General features: G+C 59.9%; 16 protein-coding genes. 3 read left to right on the top strand and 13 right to left on the bottom strand.

The genetic code is table 11. The annotated features are described in order from the left end of the window. The first annotated feature begins 105 nt into the window (after positions 1-105). Complete coding sequence (locus tag GSQ92_RS12230; protein WP_158805331.1) at positions 106-789, top strand: hypothetical protein; 684 nt, start codon at positions 106-108, stop codon at positions 787-789. On the opposite strand, the gene GSQ92_RS12225 is transcribed toward GSQ92_RS12230, so the two are convergent. From GSQ92_RS12225 to GSQ92_RS12195, 7 genes are all read right to left on the bottom strand, one after another. Continuing rightward, the gene (locus GSQ92_RS12225; RefSeq protein ID WP_158805330.1) at positions 786-1,784 is read right to left on the bottom strand and encodes an ABC transporter permease; all 999 of its coding nucleotides are present in this window, start codon (positions 1,782-1,784) and stop codon (positions 786-788) included. The two genes, GSQ92_RS12230 and GSQ92_RS12225, sit on opposite strands and share 4 nt — an antisense overlap. Beyond that, the gene (locus GSQ92_RS12220) at positions 1,784-3,304 is read right to left on the bottom strand and encodes a sugar ABC transporter ATP-binding protein (RefSeq protein ID WP_159013507.1); all 1,521 of its coding nucleotides are present in this window, start codon (positions 3,302-3,304) and stop codon (positions 1,784-1,786) included. Before GSQ92_RS12220 ends, GSQ92_RS12225 begins: the two co-directional genes overlap by 1 nt. 26 nt (positions 3,305-3,330) lie before the next feature. Continuing rightward, positions 3,331-4,212, bottom strand: a complete 882-nt coding sequence (locus tag GSQ92_RS12215; RefSeq protein ID WP_254065871.1) for a sugar-binding protein — start codon at positions 4,210-4,212, stop codon at positions 3,331-3,333. Positions 4,213-4,550: 338 nt separating this feature from the next. Further along, positions 4,551-6,101, bottom strand: coding sequence for a serine hydrolase (locus GSQ92_RS12210; protein WP_158805327.1), 1,551 nt, complete (start codon positions 6,099-6,101; stop codon positions 4,551-4,553). Between the two features lie 89 nt (positions 6,102-6,190). Continuing rightward, positions 6,191-7,096 (bottom strand): carbohydrate ABC transporter permease, encoded by a 906-nt coding sequence (locus GSQ92_RS12205; RefSeq protein ID WP_158805326.1) that lies wholly within the window; start codon positions 7,094-7,096, stop codon positions 6,191-6,193. Between the two features lie 52 nt (positions 7,097-7,148). Further along, entirely contained in the window at positions 7,149-8,222 is a 1,074-nt protein-coding gene (locus tag GSQ92_RS12200) for a carbohydrate ABC transporter permease (protein ID WP_158805325.1), read from the bottom strand. Positions 8,223-8,368: 146 nt separating this feature from the next. Continuing rightward, positions 8,369-10,048 (bottom strand): sugar ABC transporter substrate-binding protein, encoded by a 1,680-nt coding sequence (locus GSQ92_RS12195; RefSeq protein ID WP_158805324.1) that lies wholly within the window; start codon positions 10,046-10,048, stop codon positions 8,369-8,371. A gap of 830 nt (positions 10,049-10,878) precedes the next feature. Here GSQ92_RS12195 and GSQ92_RS12190 point away from each other — a divergent pair. After that, the gene (locus GSQ92_RS12190; protein WP_216850526.1) at positions 10,879-11,145 is read left to right on the top strand and encodes a hypothetical protein; all 267 of its coding nucleotides are present in this window, start codon (positions 10,879-10,881) and stop codon (positions 11,143-11,145) included. Between the two features lie 88 nt (positions 11,146-11,233). Then, on the top strand, positions 11,234-11,701 hold the full coding sequence (locus GSQ92_RS12185) for an L-2-amino-thiazoline-4-carboxylic acid hydrolase (protein ID WP_158805322.1): 468 nt from the start codon (positions 11,234-11,236) through the stop codon (positions 11,699-11,701). A gap of 32 nt (positions 11,702-11,733) precedes the next feature. Here the strand turns inward: GSQ92_RS12185 and GSQ92_RS31500 are convergent, their stop codons facing one another. From GSQ92_RS31500 to GSQ92_RS12155, 6 genes are all read right to left on the bottom strand, one after another. Beyond that, a complete protein-coding gene (locus GSQ92_RS31500) occupies positions 11,734-13,431 on the bottom strand; it encodes an ABC transporter ATP-binding protein (RefSeq protein WP_158801800.1) in 1,698 nt (565 codons plus the stop codon). 136 nt (positions 13,432-13,567) lie between these two features. Beyond that, a complete protein-coding gene (locus tag GSQ92_RS12175; protein WP_158801801.1) occupies positions 13,568-15,199 on the bottom strand; it encodes an ABC transporter substrate-binding protein in 1,632 nt (543 codons plus the stop codon). A gap of 30 nt (positions 15,200-15,229) precedes the next feature. Beyond that, on the bottom strand, positions 15,230-16,150 hold the full coding sequence (locus GSQ92_RS12170) for an ABC transporter permease (protein WP_158801802.1): 921 nt from the start codon (positions 16,148-16,150) through the stop codon (positions 15,230-15,232). Position 16,151: 1 nt separating this feature from the next. Further along, positions 16,152-17,000 (bottom strand): ABC transporter permease, encoded by an 849-nt coding sequence (locus GSQ92_RS12165; protein WP_158801803.1) that lies wholly within the window; start codon positions 16,998-17,000, stop codon positions 16,152-16,154. A 287-nt stretch (positions 17,001-17,287) separates the two neighbouring features. Next, on the bottom strand, positions 17,288-18,202 hold the full coding sequence (locus GSQ92_RS12160; protein ID WP_158801804.1) for an SRPBCC family protein: 915 nt from the start codon (positions 18,200-18,202) through the stop codon (positions 17,288-17,290). Positions 18,203-18,223: 21 nt separating this feature from the next. Then, positions 18,224-19,054, bottom strand: coding sequence for a phosphoenolpyruvate hydrolase family protein (locus tag GSQ92_RS12155; protein ID WP_158801805.1), 831 nt, complete (start codon positions 19,052-19,054; stop codon positions 18,224-18,226). Between the last annotated feature and the right edge of the window lies 1 nt (position 19,055).

The raw sequence follows: 19,055 nt of genomic DNA, 5'->3' as shown, positions 1-19,055 counted from the left end.
TAGACCATCGTTGCAATGGAACGCCGTCCGGATGCTATTCCCCGGATCGGGTGCCGTAAGATTTTTTCGCACTGGGCGAACCTCGTCCATCACACAGGCTCTCTGATGCTCACTGCCGCATGGCATCTCCTGGTCGCCGCCTGTCGCCTGCCTTTCGGCTCTCCATGGGTTGTCGGCCTTGCTGGCCTCATGAGCCTGGCGATCGTCCTTGTCGTGCCTCTGGTTCTTCGACGTGGAACCAGCTTTAGAGCGATGACCGCCAACTGGCTCGAGATCTTTGGCTGGGCATTCGGCTCACTGTTGCTCTTTTGGGCCATCATTATTCAATGGTCCGTCATCGGTATCATCTATGAGGACCACTTGGCCGCCGAAGCTTTGAATCAGCGCCGCCTCCACGAGACCAACGCCCTTGGTGCGGAACTCGCTGCCGCGCATTCCGCGATAACTGACCTCAGGGCGAAGCTAGCGAAGGACGCCGCAGAGCCAGGCACCACTGTCAGCGAACCGCCCTCCATATCGTCAACACAGCGCGATCCTGACGCGCTGTACCAACTTGGCGAAGCCGTCGCCAAAGTATCGGGAACGCAGATCGACCGAGACCATGGCATCGTCTGGTTCGCGAGACTCACAGCGAATGGCTATTACAATTTGAACAGATCGGCCGAGTTCGGGGGCCTCACGCTCCAGTCGTGCCACAGCGAGGCCAAGTCAGTGGAGGTCTCTGGCGACAACGTAACGAGCCAAGCCTACCTTGGCGTCGTCTGCCAGATCTCTGACCACCGGCGCTAAGCGGGTCGGCTCTGTTTCTCCATTGCCACCAGGGCCGGCGCACGTTTGCCCCCTGCCTTGCGGCGTGCCGCAAACTGTTGGTCGGCCAATACGCCCAAGAGGATCACCGTTCCCATGACGGCGAAATTGAGCGAGCTTGGGATGCCTAGAATATTCACCAGATTCTGCAGCACCTGCAGCAGGACCGTGCCTAATACGATTCCAAGAATGGACCCCTCCCCGCCGCGCAGACTGCATCCGCCAAGAACGGCAGCAGCGATCGCGTACAACTCGTAGAAATTGCCGAAGGAGCTCGGCGAAACGGAGTTGGTGTAGAAGACTAAGAGGATCGTCGAGATCCCTGCGAGACCACCACTGATGATATAGGCGCTCGCAATCACCGCTCGCGATTTGACGCCGGAGAATCGAGCGGCCTCCTCATTGCGTCCTACGGCGTACAAGTAGCGGCCCAGCACCGAGCGATGCAGCACGACCCACATCACGACCGCCACAATCACGAGCAAGATGAAGGCATGCGGAACGCCCCAGCTACGCCCCGACGCCAGCCAAGCCAGCCAGTCGAAATCGTCCGAATAGCCGAAGCCCATAGTCGCATCGGTCGTGTAGTAACGCGCGGCGCCGCGATAGATCAGCAGCCCACACAATGTAACCACGAAGGGCTGGAGCTTCATGCGGGTCACGAGAAAACCCTGCACCCCGCCCAGGAACAGCCCGCCCACGATGATCACGATCAACGCAAACGGCCAGGGCACTCCGCGATTGACCAGCAAGTCGATGAACACGACGCCGAGGAGCGAAAACATCGAGCCCACTGACAGGTCGATGCCACCCGTGATGATCACTAGGCCTTCGCCGATCGAAAAGATCCCGAAAAGGCCGATCAGATTCGCCATGTCGAGCAAATTGACGCCGGACAGGAAGCGCGGGTTCAGCGCGGTCGTGATCGCGCTCACCACCACGAGCAGGATCAGAAGGCCAAGTTCCTTCTTAAGCATCAGGCGGCCTCGTCGCGCGCGGCAGGCTGACCAATCGCCAGCCTTAGGACATTCAGCTCACTGAAATCGGGGCGATCCAAAGTGCCGCTGATCTCGCCATCATGCATGACGGCGATGCGGTCGGAAACACCGATCACCTCTTCCATGTCGCTCGAAATCATCAGAATCGCCACTCCTTCATCCGCAAGCCCACGCATCAGCATGTAGATCTCGCCTTTAGCCCCGACATCGATGCCGCGTGTCGGCTCGTCGAAAATCATCAGGCGCGGTGCCATCGACAGGAATTTCGCCAGCACAACCTTCTGCTGGTTGCCGCCGGAGAGCGTCGCGGCATTCACGGCGACGGAGGGTGTCTTGATCGACAGCCGCACCTGTTGAGTGCGTGCCACCTTCCCTTCGGCCGCCCGGTCAATCAGCAGCAGCCGTGCGTAGCGGCGCAAGCTGGCCAGCGTGATATTCTCGACCAGTGGCATATCGAGGATCAGGCCCTCGCGCTTGCGGTCTTCGGGGACAAGAAAAACGCCTTGCGCGATCGCTTGTGCCGGCGAGGTGATTCGCACTGGCTGCCCCTGAAGCTGTACCGTGCCGCCCTGCACGGGATCAATGCCGAACAGCGTACGAGCCAACGACGTGCGGCCGGAACCTACCAGCCCCGCCAATCCTAGGATCTCCCCCCGCCGGACAGTCAGTGTGATGCGACGACCCGGAAAGGATGTGGTCTCCAAATCCTTGATTTCGCACAACGCACCCTCTGGCGGCGTACGCGGCGGGATATAGAGGGAGCGCAGATCGCGCCCAATCATCAGCCGGATCATCGCCCCATGTTCAATCTGCTCGCGCGGCAACTCCCCCGCTACCCGGCCGTCACGCAGGCAGACCACACGATCGGCGCAGGACTTCAACTCGCCCAATCGATGGCTGATGTAGATGATCGACACGCCGGAAGCACGCAGTTCGGCGATCACTTGAAGCAGCCGTTCCGTCTCCGTCAGCGTCAGGCTGCTGGTGGGTTCGTCCATGATGATGACGCGCGCATCCACCGAAAGGGCACGAGCGATTTCCACCATTTGCCGCTGTGCGATCGACAGCGAAGCCACAGGCGCATCGGGCGCAAAATCCGCGCCTAGCCGAGCCAGAAGCGGCAGTGACTCAGAGTGCATGGCGCGGTTGCGGGTCAGACGCAGCGGGCCGCCGGCGAGCCGTTCGCGGCCTAGAAAGATATTCGCGGCCACGTCCAGATTGTCGAGGACATTGAGCTCCTGATGCACGAAGGCGATGCCCGCGCGCGCCGTGGAAGCCACCGTCATCGCAGCATGAGGCTTGCCATCAATGATGATCGTGCCTGCATCGGGCTCGACGAGGCCACCGATGATCTTCATCAGCGTCGACTTGCCTGCGCCATTCTCCCCGATGAGACCCAGCACCTCGCCAGGCTGGACGTGGATGCTGACGTCGTCGAGTGCCAGGACGCCGGGATAGCTTTTGCTTATCCCGGCCAGGCTGAGCAGAGGTTCGGCCATGCGAAGACCGACTCGTCCTTTGCGTCTTACTTGTGCAGCAGCTGCTTCAGAGTAGCGACGAAGTCAGCGACGTTGCCCTGGTTGATGACCCGGGTAGGGATGATGATCTGCTTGTTGGCGGGAATGAACGACTTATCCCCGTTGATATATTTGATCATGTCGATCATCGACTGATAGCCGAACTGATACGGCTGCTGAACGATGGTTGCCGCCACGGTGCCGTCCGCGACGCCGCGCAGGGTCTGGGGATCTTCGTCGAACCCGACGACCTTAATCTTGCCGGTCATGCCGGCTTCCTTGACCGCCGTATAGATCTGCGGCGTGTTGTAAGAATAGAGCCCCAGCAACAGATCGATACCGCCCTTCGCCAGCGCGTCCTGAACATTGGACTTGGCCTTGGCGAAATCGGTGCCGTCCGTGCGGATATCGACGATCTGGATATTGGTGCCCTTGAGGGCATCCTTGATCCCCTCAACGCGCTCGCGCGCATTGTCGGCATCCATCGTACCCACAAACCCCATCACCTTGCCGCCATTGGGCAGCGCCTTGATGATTTCAGCGCCGGCTTGGCGGCCGGCGGCCACATTGTCGGTACCAATATAGACGACGCGGTTCGAGGCAGGCGCGTCGCTATCCGTCGTCAGCAGCACAGCCTTGGCGGCGACCTTATTCAGCTCCTCGATCGAATTCTGCGGGTCGATGGTCGAGATCGAGACCCCCGCGATACCGCGCGCGAGCAGATCGTCCAACTCGCGGCGCTGCTCGGCGGCCGTGGCCTGCCCGGTTACAATCACTTCCATCTTGTAGTCGGGATGTTCTTGCTGCGCCTTATCCACGCCCCGCCGCGCAATGGTCCAGAAGTCGGCAGAGGCGTTGGTGACTAGTGCCAGCGACTTCTGCTGAGCCAACGCGACACCACTAGACATAAGTGCCGCCAGAAATACGCCCGCAAAGGCAATAGGAATAGATCGACGCATGTTTCCCCCGCAATCTTCTTTATGGCGGCGGCTTTCCGGCCACCTGCTCGGCGAGGAACCTAGGTCAGCGATCGGGCCTTGAAAAGATATTTCATGGCACCGGCAGACATTTGTCGGACAATTCTGCTCTTCCCCATTTTGAGTGGTTGAAGGCTGCTGTCGGCCGCCCACGGCTCGAGACCCGTCCGGCCCGTTTGAAGGCATGGGTCAGTAGAACTGTCTTACCTACAGTGACGGCCGGCTGAAATCGGCGCCGGGCTCGCTTCCCTCTAGCGCCGACGGAACTCATAGGCCTGGTCGTCTCCCAGGATAAGGCGGAATGCGTCGAGTTTGGGGGTCTTGTCGATCTGCCATTGGACGAAGCCATAGGGCGAAGGTCCAAGATTGGCCGCCACGGCGGCGAAGGGGCCGCTCGGCATCAGAGTGGCCGTAAATATGTCCCCGTCCCAGGGATCGAGCTTCAATTTGGCGCCCGTCTCGGGCAACTCCACGATCAGCGCGTCGCCGTCCATCCTCACCGCCGCAGTCCCAAAATCGGGATTGGCATAGCTCCCCGCAAATGTCGCGCCGGGCGGCGAAAGCCTTGGTCTCACGGGCTTGGCATATTGCTCTCCCGCCGCCGTAAGGCTCGTTTTCGCCCGCTTCAGCCGCTCCACTAGGTAGTCCGTCTTCGCGTTGCCGAGCACGCGATCCAGCACCCAGGCACCGATACTATCTGGCAAACCGACATTGCCTTCGTTACTCAGCACGATAACGCCCGTCTTGCGATCGGGCGCCATGCCGAGAAAGGCACCGAAGCCGGGCGTGGTCCCATTGTGCCAGATAATCACACCATTCGGCGTCTGCTGAACGAACCAGCCCATCGCATAGGAAAACCGGTCGGAGATAGCGATTCTCGGCGTATGCGTGACGAGAAGGTTTTCGGCCGAGACGATGCGCGTTCCGGCGAAGTCGCCATTATCGAGTTGCATCCGGAGCCATCGCGCCAAATCCTCGACGTCGGAGTTGATATCGTCCGCACCCGCGAAGCCGTAGGGAACGACCGAGGTGAAAGGTACTGACACGGCCCCTTGCAGCGTCCATCGATAGCCCTCCGCGTGATTCGGCGCCGCTACGATCTCCGCTGCCGTGCAGGATGAATTTCCCATGCCCAAGGGATCGAAGAGTTCCTTTTGGAGAACTTCGTTCCACTGAGCCGCGCTTGATGCTTTCGCGACGATGCGGCCGGCAATCATATGTGTGATGTTGGTATATGCGAAAGTCGCGCGGAAGCTCGACACTGGCTCGACGTAGCGGAGGGAGTGAATCAATGCTGCCTCATCGAGACCTAACAGCTCTAGCCCGTCATTCGCGGCAGGCGGCAGACCGGAGCGCTGGGCGAGCAGGTCAAAAACACGGAACTCGCGCGTAACCCAGGGATCCTTCAACTGGAAGCCGGGATCCAGATCGGTCACGCGATCGTCCCAACGCAGCCAGCCGCGATCGACCGCGATAGCCAGCGTCGCCGAGAGGAATGCCTTCGTGAGAGAGCCGATCTGAAATACGGTCGCTGGATCAACAGGCGCACCATCCCGCCTGCTGCGCACGCCAAAGCCTCTCGCATAGACTAGCCGGTCATTGGCGACGATGCCGATCGCTAGACCCGGCACGTCGAAGGATTTCATGCCGAGGGCAATATAGGATTCCAAATCGGGAACCATCGTCCGCACGCGCGCCTCTGTTGCCGGCGGTCGCTGGTTTTGTGGTTCGGCCCAGGTGTGGTCTGGACCGGCGACGGCGACCCCCAAGGCTGTCGCGACCAGAAGACCCGTCGCACTCACCACTCGCCAAAAAGCGGCTCGGCGATCGTGGCGCGCCTCCTCGCATTCGGAGCGATATTTACGCGATTTCCGAGCTTTCCCCTGCACCGCTACTTGCCGGCGCCAGTCGCCAGGCCTTTGACGATGTAGCGCTCCAACAGAATGCCCATTATGACAAGCGGCGCGATCGCCGCCGTCGACAGCGCGGCCATCGACCACCAATCGATCCCCTGCGAACCGGTTTGGCTCGCCACCATCACCGGAAGCGTTTTGGCACTCGAGGCCGTCAGCAGAGCCGCGAAGAAATACTCGTTCCAGGTCAGCACAAGCGACAGGATAAAGGCGGCGACCATGCCGGGCAACGCGATAGGCAGCACGATGCGCAGGAACACGCCCCATGCCGAAAGACCATCGACCAGCGCGGCCTCATCCAGCTCGATCGGGATCGCGTTAAACTGATCGCGCATGATCCAGACGACGATGGGCAGAACCGTCAGCGTGTAAACCAGGACGAGGCCGAAGCGCGTGTCGAGCAGGTCGAGCTCTCTGTAAAGCACTAGAAACGGCAAGGCCAAAACCACGGGCGGAAGTATGAGCTGCGAAATGAAGAAGAACAGAATGTCGCTGTTATGCATCGGCCCGAACTTGTATCGGAACCGGCTCAGCCCGTAGGCCGCGAGCGAGCCAAGCAACAGCGCAAGACAGGACGCACCGCCCGCGATGATCACGCTATTTGCGAAACGGCCAAGGAACTCCTCACGCGGATCTGAGAGATTGAAGATTGTGTCGGGGGATAGTCCGAGTGAACGCCAGCCTTTCCAGGTCGGTTGGAAGTCGATCCAAGGGATCAGATGCCCCTGGGTCACGTCCCGCGCCGATTTGAGCGACGTCGTCACTGTCCAGAACAGCGGGAACAAGCAAACGCAGGTCCAGGTGATCAGCGCGGCATAGACCAGAAACTGGCCACCCGTACGTCGCAGATGATGGCGAGAAGCCGATGTTCGGCCCTGGGACATGACGGAAGCCACTATAGTCCCCCTCCGGTGGCCGAGCCGCTTGCGGGCAAAGTCATGTGAGGTTCCGCGTCCAGCGATTGGCCAGGCGGAGCATCACCGTCAGGAAAATGATGATCATCACGAGGTAGAACATAGCCAGCGCGGTACCATAGCCGACATTCGAGCGGTCGCTATAGACACGGTAGATGTAGCTCGAAACCGTGTCGGTGGCGCCACCTGGCCCGCCGCCCGTGACATTGATGACGATATCGGCAAGTTTCAGTTGGAAGATGATGCGTATCAGCAATGCTGTGATGCTGACCGGCAGCATCAGCGGAAATGTCACCCTCCAGAAGGATTGCCAGGCGCTGGCGCCATCAACCTGCGCCGCCTCCTGCACTTCCTTCGGCAGCGCCTGCAAGCCGGCCAGCAACAGGATCATAATGAACGGGATGGCGACCCAGCCTGCCATCACCTCGATCCCGATCCGCGCCGTCCAGGCATGAGCGAAAACAGCCGGCGTCCGCCAGCCGAGGAATCGCATGAAGTTCGACGCTGGTCCGAATCTGTATTCGAAAATCGACTTGCCGATCATCCAGCTCACCGCCACCGGGCTCAGCATGAAGGGCAGAAGGAAAGCCAGCCGGAAGAACTTACGCGCTCGAATTTCCGCTGTCAGAAGAAGTGCTAGTCCGAACGCAATGGCATATTCCACCAAGACGGCGACAACGTAGAACAGCATGTTGGTGAGCGCGTTCCAATAGTCCGGGTCATTGAACAGCTCCACGAAATTGTGAAAGTTGTTGAAGCGCGGACCGCTTGTGGCGCTGAGGTTCCAGTCCAGGGAGGCAATATAGAAGCCGAATAATGTCGGGAAGATGACCACCGCGACAGTAAAAAGAACCGCCGGCAGCACGAACAGAGCCCTTCGCCCGCGTTCACCGTGCATCAAAACCTGGCCTGCGCCGAGCGCGATTGCCCAAACAACATAGGCATAAAGCACCGGACGCCAGTTCGCGAAGCCGACTTGAATCTCGCCGGCTGCGCGCAGAATCTGGAGCAGTATGACTCCGACCAGCGCAATCGAAGCGACCAGAATGAGAGCGCGGCCGGCCTGCCGCCGGCTTGCCGCTGCCCGTCCTCTCATGCTGTCATCCGCCGGACTGATACTAGGAATGGTCAGCGCTCCCTCGGACTCTGCATCGCCGTCTCGAAGCCCCTCGCTTTCGGCCTCACCAGGCGCGGACCGGCGGCATCTGCGACACCGTCGGTCCGCGACCTTGCAACCCGCCGCTAAATCCCAAGCGAAGCCTTGTACAATGCGATCTGCTTTTCTCTGCCAAGCTGGTCGGTTAGTTTCTCCCAAGCTGCGGCGATGTTATCCGCGCCTTTCTGGGCCCCAACCTTGCCTGCGAAGATTTTCGCCAATTCATCCTCCGCGAGACTGTAGTATTGGAAAATCCCCGGAATCCGAGGCTCGATCGCCACGTTCGGGTGATTGTAGGAGTTCGATTGTGACGCCAGATAGTTCGTGATGTATGCCTTGTCGTAACCGGCATCGAGCCATTCCTGGATATTGAAATGACTTTGGCGATGCACCTGGAAGCCGGAGGGATACATCACCGTCCAGATCGATAGATCCTTACCTCCAAGATGGGCGGCGGCGCTCCAGGCTGCTTTATGCTTGGCGGAATCACCGTTGACGCGAGACATGACGTAAACGCCCCAGCCGAGATAGGCCATATTAGGCGCGAAATTCGGCCCACTCGACAGCGTTTCCCACTTTCCTGTCGTGTGGTTAAAAACGTCGTCCGAGCCGGGCAGGATGTCGAAGCCGATCACATCGCCCACGACCGAGGAATCGCTCGTATTGGCGTTCTGTCCAATGTCACCCCACCACGACACCAAGCTGCCGGTTCCGGCGAGAAATTGCTGGAAGCCTGTGGTATTCGGATCGGCGTTAATCTGGTTTGGCGGCTCCGACGGCAGAGCGTCTACCACGTCTTGGATCGCGCGCACCCAGCCTGCGCTGTTCACGCGTGGCTTCATCGTATCGACATCGAACAACCACGCTTTTTCGCCCGGATATTTCACATAGGCCGTGGCGCGGCTCGCGAGAAAGTAGAACCCAAACCCACCCCACGGCTTTGGAGCGTCCAGATAGCCGTAGACATCCTTGCCAGCGACTTGCTTGCCCGCGAGAAATTTCGTGACTTTCTGAACCTGCTGCCAGGTCCTCGGATTGCCCCAAGGGGCAGAGTTACCCGCGCTTTTCCAAGCTTTGGTCAGATCTGGATCAGAAAAGACGTCAGTGCGGTAGTTGATCGTATGGCAATCGCCATCGATCGTGACACGGTAAGTCTTGCCTTCCCAGGTGCCGACTGGTGGCTTCAGATAGTTAACCAGGTCGGTAACATCGATCTGCTGCTTGACCTCCTCAGGCATCTCGGAAGTCAGGCCTTTGCCGCAAACCTCACCCTCGAATGGCGCGCCCATCTCAAGCAAGTCAAAGTCGATTGTCCCTGTCGCGATCGCCTGTTGCAGACGCGGGCTATAGTCGGCCTGGGCGACATCGATCCAGGAGATCTTCGCGCCGGTATAAGTCTCCCAGGGTTTCAGGAAGCCGCGGAACAGGAAGTCGTGCAGGTTCTGGTTGTTTAGCCCCATAAAGGTGAGCTGAACGCCTTTGAATTCGCCGGGCTTCACCCGTGCCTTGGTGGGGCCAAGGCAGAGTTCCCCAACCTTCTGCCAATCCGCATCGGTGGGCGATCCCTTGCCGACACCCGGCACTTTCAATATCGCCTTGCGGAGTGCCATTTCATCCGCCGATGGTGTGCCTGCCGCCCTGGCAGACGAGAACGCGCCGAAGCCGCCCCCCACCGCGGCCGCACCTAGCCCGGCCGCCCCTTGAAGCAGGCGGCGCCGACTCGTCTGTTGGCCCGCTATGATGTTGTTATAGTCGCCCACCTTCATGACGGCTCCTCCTCCTCAATTTTCTTCGTTGTCTGGGCTGTTCCGGGTACAATGACGCCGACCGATTTGCCCATCGCGGTTCCCGGCATCCCAGTTCAGAAACTCGCTTTGTGCGTAACGACCAGCCTTTCCGTAGTGATCCAGCGGGAAATAACGCAGCGAGACAGTATATGGTCATAAGACGATAGGAGCCGGAGGCTGTCAACCGATTGGCGACTAAGCGTGGAGGGCGGCGCCCATCGATAGGGCGCCCATCGGATGCGGCATGGTTAGGCACCCGTCGTCCTTTGCAATTTGTACAGCGTTGAACCGCTTTCTCCGGCTCCCGGTTGATCGCGCGCGAGGTGCAATCAATCCGACAATACGTCCGCCTCCACGACGTCAACAGTTCGGCCTCTATTGTGAAAATGACGTCATTCATGTCTCTCGATACTCGAGGTAATGCTTTGGCGTCATCGACGACACCGCCGACATTGTGTTCGTCTGGGAAACAAGTAGGCGAAGTGAGCAAAGCTTGCGTTTCCCCTATCCTCCGGATGAGGACCGACCCAGATTCAGTCATCCGGTTCGCGGTTGGCGTTCGCGCCCGACTCGAGGAGGTCGCTAGCCGTTTTTCTTTCGAGACGAACGACCGAGAAAACGCGAGTAGGCTGGAAACTCGGCGCCCGCGACGTGCATTCGACAAACACGCCGCAACCGCGACATGTGATTGTTGACTGTTTGACTTGGCACGCTACCTCCATAACTAAGCACTCTGGTGAAACGCGCTGAATTAACTTGTTCGCACCCAGCAATCCTCGTTGCTTAGTGCTCTGGCAAGAGGCGCGGGAATGAAAATCGTAACTCGCTATGATCAACTGCCCATCGAAACACGCTCATTCGACTGGACCGCGACGATGGACAACTACCAGCCTGGCGATCCGGTAGGAAAAGGGCAGTCCGAGAAAGACGCGATCGGCGACCTCCTCGCCCAAGTTGACATCAAGGATTACGAGGCGCTTGGCTTGGTACAGCCGTCATTGCATGATCACGGCTCGCGACCGATTGACCCCCAAGGTGGTTCCGATATCGAAACGCCTAGTGCAGGCCGAGGCTAGCATAGCGCGCACGAGCCGGAGTCGGCTTGAACACCTGCAGAGGCGAACGTGAGCTGGCGAAGACCGCACCACACGAGGAACACTCGCGATGAAAAACGACATGCCAATTCTGACTCGACGCCGGATCGAGGCAGAGTTCGCGAAGGGTATCTATGATGAGATGATCGGTGAGGTCGGTGAGGAAACAGCACGTCGCGTGCTGACCAACGCCGTCGTCAAGCTAGCTCGCTCCGCCGCGGCCAAGATGGCAAGGGATGCCCCAAGCGGCCCGAATCTCGAGCATTTCCGAGATATCCAGAAATTTTGGACGGCGGAAGACGCGCTACACATTGAGCGTTTGAAGTCTGCCTCGAACGAATTCAATTTCAACGTGACGCGCTGCCGCTATTCTGAGATGTACCGTGAGATGGGCCTGACCGAGCTAGGTGCAGTCCTCTCCTGCAATCGCGACGGCGCCTTTTGCCAAGGCTATGACCCGAAACTCAAGCTTAGGCGCACGCAAACCCTGATGGAGGGCGCGACGCATTGCGATTTCCGCTATCGCTATGAGGACTGAACGCTCGCCGGTGGCGCGGCACTCCTCGAAACCTAGCGAGTCGCACCACGTTCCGGCCGGGCCCGTGGGTCCGGCAACGGGACAGCGGCAATGAGTTCGCGTGTGTAATCGACTTGCGGGTTGGCGAACAAGCTCTGTCGTCCGCCGGCTTCAACGATCAGCCCTCCCCGCATGACAGCGACATTGTGGCTCATCCGCTCCACGACAGCCATGTCGTGCGAAATGAAAAGATAGGCGAGACCGAGCGTCTCTTGGAGTTCGAGCATCAGGTCAAGCACGCGCGCGCGCACCGACACATCGAGCGCCGCGACACTTTCATCCGCCACAATAAGCTTGGGCTCCAGCGCGAGCGCCCGCGCAATACAGATGCGCTGGCGCTGGCCGCCGGAAAACTCATGCGGATAGCGCGAGGCGTGATCTGGCAAAAGACCGACGCGGTTGAGAAGTGAGGCAACGCGATCGCGCCGCTCCGCCTTTGTCCCAATGCCATGAATATACAGCGGCTCGGCAATGGCGGCGCCAACGGTCATTCTCGGGTCGAGCGAGGCATAGGGGTCCTGGAAGATCATTTGTGCCACGCGCCTGACAGGCTTCATGGATCCTTCCGAAAGGCCCTGAATTGCGACATCCCCGATCGTCACCTCCCCCAAGAACGGCACAAGACCGAGTACCGCCTTTCCGGTCGTAGACTTGCCCGAACCACTCTCGCCGACGAGCCCAAGGGTTTCGCCCTGGCTGATCGAGAAGGAAACGCCCTGCACCGCCGGAGGGTGGACCGTCCGCCGGCGAAACAAGCTGCCGGCCAAGCCGTAATCGACGGTCAGGTTCTTGACGGAGAGAACAGGCTCCAGCGGCTTCGGCGACGGAGTCTGGGGCATAGGGGTGATGCGAGGAGGCCCGTCACGTCCCGCCATGGCACCGAGACGAGGCACGGCCGCGAGAAGCTCGCGCGTATAGACCTCCCGGGGACACTCAAAAATATCGATCGCCGTGCCGGTTTCGACAATCCTGCCGTTGCGCATGACCACGACGCGGTCAGCCATCTCAGCAACGACGCCCATATCATGGGTGATCAGCATGATCGCCGCGCCGAATTCGCGCTGAAGCTCTCGCATTAGCTTGAGGATTTGCGCTTGCACCGTGACGTCGAGTGCCGTGGTCGGTTCGTCCGCCAGGAGCAGCTTGGGCCGACAGGACAGAGCCATGGCAATCATCACGCGCTGACGCATGCCGCCCGACAGTTCGTGTGGGTATTGCTTCAGGCGCCGGGCCGGATCGCTGATATGCACCACGTCCAACATGTCGCGCGCGCGGCTTTCAACGCTCCCGCCCTCCGAGCCTTGATGCGCCCGGATCGCCTCGAAAAGCTGGGCGCCGATGCTCATCACTGGGTTGAGCGATGTCATCGGCTCCTGGAAAATCATCGCGATCTCAGCACCGCGCACATCACGCATTGCGCCATTGGATATCTTCGTCAGATCGCGCCCGCCGAGGCGAATCGCGCCCTTCGCCACGCGCAGGGACATGTGAGGCAGAAGGCGCATGATCGAAAGGGCGGTAACGGATTTGCCAGAGCCGGACTCGCCTGCGACGCACAGCGTCTCGCCCGGCCCAACGTCGAAACTCACGCCGTCGATAATACGCCGCGCGCCTTCCGGAGTTAGCGCGTCAACGCAAAGATTCTCGATGGCGAGGACGGGTGGTACCGGCTGGCGGATGCCGTCAATCATCGCGCGAAAGCGGCGCGGTCGCGTGCCACGCGCATAGTCTGGCTTCTCCTCAGATCCAACTACTCAAGAAGGAGGGCTGTGCCGGTGACCGCGAGAAGCAGCCACCGGCATTGTCGCGGCGTGTTTGCGGCAGCCGCTACTTGTTCACGTAGATTGCCTCATAGTCGATGACGCGGGTCGGATCGAGATAGACCTCATCCGAGCCACCCATGCGCTTGGATTTGGCGAGGACACGCCGCTCATTGAACACCGGGATCCAGGGCGCGTCATTCTCTTGTATGTCCGTGAAGATCTTCGCCCAAGTCGCGTATCGTGCCTCCGCCTGAGCGGGAACAGGCATGGCATCCGCCGCCTGAGCACGCGCCTCAAACGCCTTGTTGCAAAACCACGACCAGTTCCAGCCACCTTGCACGGCGCTGCCGCAAGCGAGGATGGGCCCATAGAAATCGGAGGGATCAGGGAAGTCCGCGATCCACCCAAGGCCACCGGACCACACCATGGGCGCCTGTCCGGCCGTGCCGCCGGCGGCAATGACATTCGGATTGGCAAGCGCCTTGATCTCGGCTTTCACGCCGATCGCAGCGAAATCCTGCTGGATCGCCTGCGTGATGCGCGGCTGCGGATCTGTGTTGGAAGTGTAAATCGTCGTTGTGAACCCATCCTTCAGGCCGGCCTCGGCGAGCAGTTCCTTGGCCTTTGTGGGATCAAAGGCGTAACCGCTATAGCTCTTGTCGTATCCCGGCATCATCGGCGGCAAAACCTGCGATGCAGGAGTCGCGCGCCCATTGATGATGCGGACAATACGATTCTTGTCGATCGCCATGTTCAACGCCTGCCGCACTTTCGGATTGTCGAGCGGCTTGATCTGCGTGTTCAGCGTCACATAGCTCGTTTCCAACTGCTGGCGATCAACAATCATCCCCTTGAAATCGGGCGACTTCCTCATCTGTAGATATTTAGCGGGCGGAATGCCGTCGCCAGCGATGTCTACTTCACCTTTCTGGAGGCGAAGCAGCGCTACGAGTGGTTCCTGACCGACCTCTACTGTGTAGCTATCGACATAAGGCCGCTCTTTCACGAAATAATTCGGGTTTCTGACGAAGACGAGACGCTGGCCGACCGTCCACTCCTTGAGAAGAAACGCACCGGAACCGACAGGGTGCTTGCCGAAATCCCCCTTGGCAGCATCAACCGCTTCCTTCGGCACGACAGAAGCGAAATTGAGCGCCAACACGTTGAGGAAGGTCGCATCAGGTTGGACAAGGTTGAAGCGAACAGTGTGATCGTCAACCACGACGATGCCGTCCATCGTCTGGCTCTTGCCAGCGGTCATCGTGTCGGCACCCACGATCGAATGAAAGAAGCCTGCACCCGGTCCCTGGGTCTTCGGATTAACCGCGCGCTCGATCGAATATTTCACATCGGCGGCGGTGACTTCGCGCCCATTGCTGAATTTAACGCCGGGATGAATCTTGAAGGTGTAGGTCTTGCCGTCCGGCGATACGTCATAGCTGTCGGCAAGAGCCGGACCAAGCTCCGTCGTTCCCGGCTTATAATCGACGAGCCGCGAGAACATTGCATTGATCATCGACCAGTTCTGCCAGTCATAGCCGACGGCAGGATCCAGCGTGGCGATGTCGTCCTTGTAGGTCACGATGATATCGCCACCTTTGGACGGCGTACCCGAAACAGCAAAGGCGGCAGGCACGAGCGCTGTCGTCGCGAGCATCGCGGCAAACGCCGTCTTCTTCAGCAAGCTCTTTATCATCAACGAACTCCTTTGGTTGCCTTTGGCCGCCTACTGGGCACGGATACGAGGGTCGACGAAGGGTGCGATGAAATCGGCTGCCAGATTGCCAATCACGATGGCGAGGGCTGAGACGAGAGTGACGCCCATGATGATCGGCACGTCAACCTGTTGGATCGCCTGCCAGGCCAGTTGCCCGATGCCCGGCCAACCATAGACCGCCTCGACCACAACCACGCCGCCCATGAACTGGCCGATATCGATTCCGATCATTGCGATGATGGGCAGGATCGCATTCGGCAAAGCGTGCCGCATGACCACGCGACTGACCCGCAAGCCTTTGGCGTGCGCGGTACGCACGTAGTCCTGCCGCAGAACTTCGATCATGGCGGAGCGCACCATGCGCGCATACCAGCCGGCGCCCAATACGCCGAGTGTGACAGCGGGCAAGACGACATTCGCCGGAGTGCCAAAGCCCGACATTGGGAACCAGCCCAGCGTCGCCGCGAAAACGTAGAGAAGCAACAGTGCCACCACGAATTGCGGCGAAGACACACCGACGAAGGACAGCATCATGATCACGCGATCAATCGGGCCATCGCGCAGGACTGCTGCAACGACCCCAAAGGTCAGCCCGAGCACCACTTCAACGAAGATCCCAGCGGCCATGAGGATGAGCGTCGCTGGCAATCGGGCCAGAATGAGCGGCAGCACCTCGGTTTTCTCAGTATACGAACGGCCGAAATCACCATGGAGCAGACCATACAGATAGTGCAAAAACTGTAGGATGAGCGGCTGGTCCAGGCCGAGCTCATGACGGATAGCCGCGACAATCTGCGGGTTCGCGCTGCGCCCCGCAATCAAAACCGCGGGGTCCGCCGGCAGACAATAGAGCAAAACAAACGTGATGGCGGCGACGCCGAGGAGAATGAGCGCGGCTTGCCCAACCCGCCGGGCGAGGAACAACACCATGTCAGCCCCTCCCCCGTTGCGTCGGATCCAGGATGTCGCGCAACGCGTCACCGATCAGGTTGAAGGACAAGGCTGTCGCCAGGATCACCGCGCCAGGTATGAAGACGAGCCAAGGCGCATCCTGGAAGTAACTCTGGCTCTCGAAAATGATATTGCCCCACGAAGGCTGCGGTGGCTGCACGCCAATGCCGAGAAAGCTCAGCGTCGCTTCGAGCAGCACCGTCGTTGCAATCCCAAGCGTGCCCCAGACGATCGCGGTCGGCAAAAGATGCGGCAGAATATGGAAGACAATAATCCGAAAATTGCCCGCACCGAGCGACCGCTCGGCAAGGATGAAATCACGCTCCACGAGGCCGCGGGTTTCCGTGTAAACGATCCGCGCGACCTGCACCCAATTCACCAAAGCGATAACAAGCGCCACGATCCACAGGCTCGGCTTCAACAAAGCCGCGAGGGCTATGGCGAGCAGAAGCGCAGGAAAGGCCATCATCAGATCGGTGAATCGCATGAGAAGACTGCCAATCCACCCGCGCAGATACCCCGCGAGAAGGCCGACAACAAGGCCGATCACGACCGACGTGCCATTGGCGACAAGCCCGATAGTCAGCGACGTCCGGGCGCCAAACAGAAGCCGCGCAAATAAATCCCGGCCGAGCGTATCGGTGCCGAGAAGAAACGCCCGGCTTGGCGGCAAGGGCGCGCCATCCAGGGAGAGGCCATTCGTCAATTGGTCGTCCGGCGAATAATGCGCGATCCACGGCGCGAACAGAGCACCGAAAACCACCAATCCCACCGTCAACAGGCCGATGAGGGCTAAGGGACGCCGTGCAAGCTCGGTGAAGACGCGCATCAGCCGAGACACACCTGGAGGTTGTGCCGCGTTACTCCAACTCCCTCGACGACACTGGCTTGCACGAAAGCGCCTTCACTCGGAACTAGACCACAATATCCAATCGCTAGCAGGTCTACACTGCTCAGGGCGGCCCGCGAGATAAAATTCTCGCACGAATTCCTCGCACGTTGGAATGGCTCTTCCACGGGCTTCCCTGGCTCAGCCGAAGCGAGACCTCCATTCCCTCGGCGAGACGCCGGCCCGGCTGGAACCGGCATCGTCCGGCGACGGTCCCTGCGTCGGCTCTAAGCCACGAGTTTGGCACCCAGCGTATCGAACGCCCGCTGAAAGACTTCATGGTGCACGAACGGAATCAATTGCACGTCATCATGCGCCGAGGCGGTCCAGTCCGCGGTCCACACAGCAAAACACTCGCCCGATGATGTCACATCATGCAAACGGACTTCGGATCGGTAGTTGAGCCAGGGCTGACCGCTTTTGTTGATCCGATAGCCTAAGCTCCGATCGGCATCGGACAGACGGGTGAGTTGCTCCTCCAGCAGCCCGTCACCGAAACGGAAACTTCGGACGCCGGACACCTGGTCGGACCGCGCACCATCCATCATATGCATGTCGGAAATCGCCGGGTGCCATCCGGACATTCCAGCGAAATTGCGCACTTCCCGCCAGACGCCCGAAGCCGCCGCTGGTATCACCGAGGAGCAGAAGACCTTGGCCGGCCGCGAACCTTCCCAGCGTTCCGTGTGTACGACGGGAGAGGCCGCACCGCGCAGTTTGTCCGCCAGCGCCGCCAATCCGACCGCGAATACGGCGTTCGAAACAATATCGACATATTTCCCGGCGTCCTCCGGCTGCTCGTCGAAAGTCGCCGACCAGCGCGCGAAGGTTGCGTCACCGTTCGTCACCGGAATCAACTCCAGTGTCGAGACATAATTCCCGACCGGAAAAGCGGGTGTCTCGAAATTATATGAGAAGCTGTACCGGCTGTCGTCCAGCATCAGCAACCGCTCACGCGCGCCGCCGCCGCCATGAAGTTGCAACGAACGGATGCAACCAACCCTATCGGGTGGGTCGCCTTGCTCGATTTCGCTACTTGAGAGCGCGGGATGCCACGCTGCAAGCGCACCGAAGTCCCGTATGGTGGCCCACACAGTCTCGACTGGCGCCTCGATAATGGCACTCGCATAGGCCTGAGCCATGATATCCTCCCGCCCCGCCGATCAGCGGGTGATCTGCTTGAACCGGCGCGTTTGATCGATCAGCGCCGTCTCGGTCGGCAACCGCTCCATGCTCGATGCGCCGTAGAAGCCATGGCAGGCAGCGCAACGCCGCAGGATGAATTGCGCATCCTCCGGCTGAGCGATGGGCCCTCCATGGCACAGCAGGATGATGTCTTCGCGCACATTTCGAGCCGCCGCTGCAATGGCATTGATGCGCTCCACGCAGTCCGCCAAAGTGAGCGAAGTGGTAGCGCCAATCGCGCCGCCGGTCGTCAGACCCATATGCGCCACCAATATATCCGCCCCAGCCTCGGCCATCGCCCGGGCCTCGTCAGGGTTGAATACATAGGGCGTGGTCAGCAGATCTTTGGCGACGGCCAGGCGGATCATATCCACCTCCAGCGCGTAGCCCATGCCGGTTTCCTCTAGCCCCGTTCGGAATGTGCCGTCGATCAAGCCGACCGTCGGGAAATTCTGCACGCCCGAAAAACCGAGCGCCGCGAGATGGTCAAGAAAATAGTCGAAATTGCAAAATGGATCCGTCCCGTTGACGCCCGCCAATACCGGCGTCCGCCGCACAACAGGCAGCACCTCGCGCGCCATCTCGACGACAATTTCATTGGCATTGCCATAGGCCATCATGCCCGCGAGCGAGCCACGCCCGGCCATCCGGTAACGCCCCGAATTGTAGATCACGATGAGGTCTATCCCACCGGCCTCTTCGCACTTGGCCGACAAACCGGTACCCGCGCCGCCGCCCAGGATCGGCTGCCGATCGCGAACCATGGCATGGAAGCGCGCCATCATCTCGGACCGATTCATACGCGGCATC

The organism is Acidisoma sp. S159 (genome assembly GCF_009766125.1).
Classification (GTDB): Bacteria; Pseudomonadota; Alphaproteobacteria; order Acetobacterales; family Acetobacteraceae; genus Acidisoma.
The sequence above is the reverse complement of the archived record's forward strand: the minus strand, read 5'-3'. Positions and strand labels throughout refer to the sequence as shown.

Coding starts and splice junctions, on each gene's coding strand:
- GSQ92_RS12170 (WP_158801802.1), bottom strand. CDS start 16,150: ATGGTGTTGTTCCTCGCCCGGCGGGTTGGGCAAGCCGCGCTCATTCTC.
- GSQ92_RS12165 (WP_158801803.1), bottom strand. CDS start 17,000: ATGCGCGTCTTCACCGAGCTTGCACGGCGTCCCTTAGCCCTCATCGGC.
- GSQ92_RS12190 (WP_216850526.1), top strand. CDS start 10,879: ATGAAAATCGTAACTCGCTATGATCAACTGCCCATCGAAACACGCTCA.
- GSQ92_RS12225 (WP_158805330.1), bottom strand. CDS start 1,784: ATGCTTAAGAAGGAACTTGGCCTTCTGATCCTGCTCGTGGTGGTGAGC.
- GSQ92_RS12185 (WP_158805322.1), top strand. CDS start 11,234: ATGAAAAACGACATGCCAATTCTGACTCGACGCCGGATCGAGGCAGAG.
- GSQ92_RS12205 (WP_158805326.1), bottom strand. CDS start 7,096: ATGTCCCAGGGCCGAACATCGGCTTCTCGCCATCATCTGCGACGTACG.
- GSQ92_RS12220 (WP_159013507.1), bottom strand. CDS start 3,304: ATGGCCGAACCTCTGCTCAGCCTGGCCGGGATAAGCAAAAGCTATCCC.
- GSQ92_RS31500 (WP_158801800.1), bottom strand. CDS start 13,431: ATGATTGACGGCATCCGCCAGCCGGTACCACCCGTCCTCGCCATCGAG.
- GSQ92_RS12230 (WP_158805331.1), top strand. CDS start 106: ATGCTCACTGCCGCATGGCATCTCCTGGTCGCCGCCTGTCGCCTGCCT.
- GSQ92_RS12200 (WP_158805325.1), bottom strand. CDS start 8,222: ATGAGAGGACGGGCAGCGGCAAGCCGGCGGCAGGCCGGCCGCGCTCTC.
- GSQ92_RS12175 (WP_158801801.1), bottom strand. CDS start 15,199: ATGATAAAGAGCTTGCTGAAGAAGACGGCGTTTGCCGCGATGCTCGCG.
- GSQ92_RS12155 (WP_158801805.1), bottom strand. CDS start 19,054: ATGCCGCGTATGAATCGGTCCGAGATGATGGCGCGCTTCCATGCCATG.
- GSQ92_RS12160 (WP_158801804.1), bottom strand. CDS start 18,202: ATGGCTCAGGCCTATGCGAGTGCCATTATCGAGGCGCCAGTCGAGACT.
- GSQ92_RS12195 (WP_158805324.1), bottom strand. CDS start 10,048: ATGAAGGTGGGCGACTATAACAACATCATAGCGGGCCAACAGACGAGT.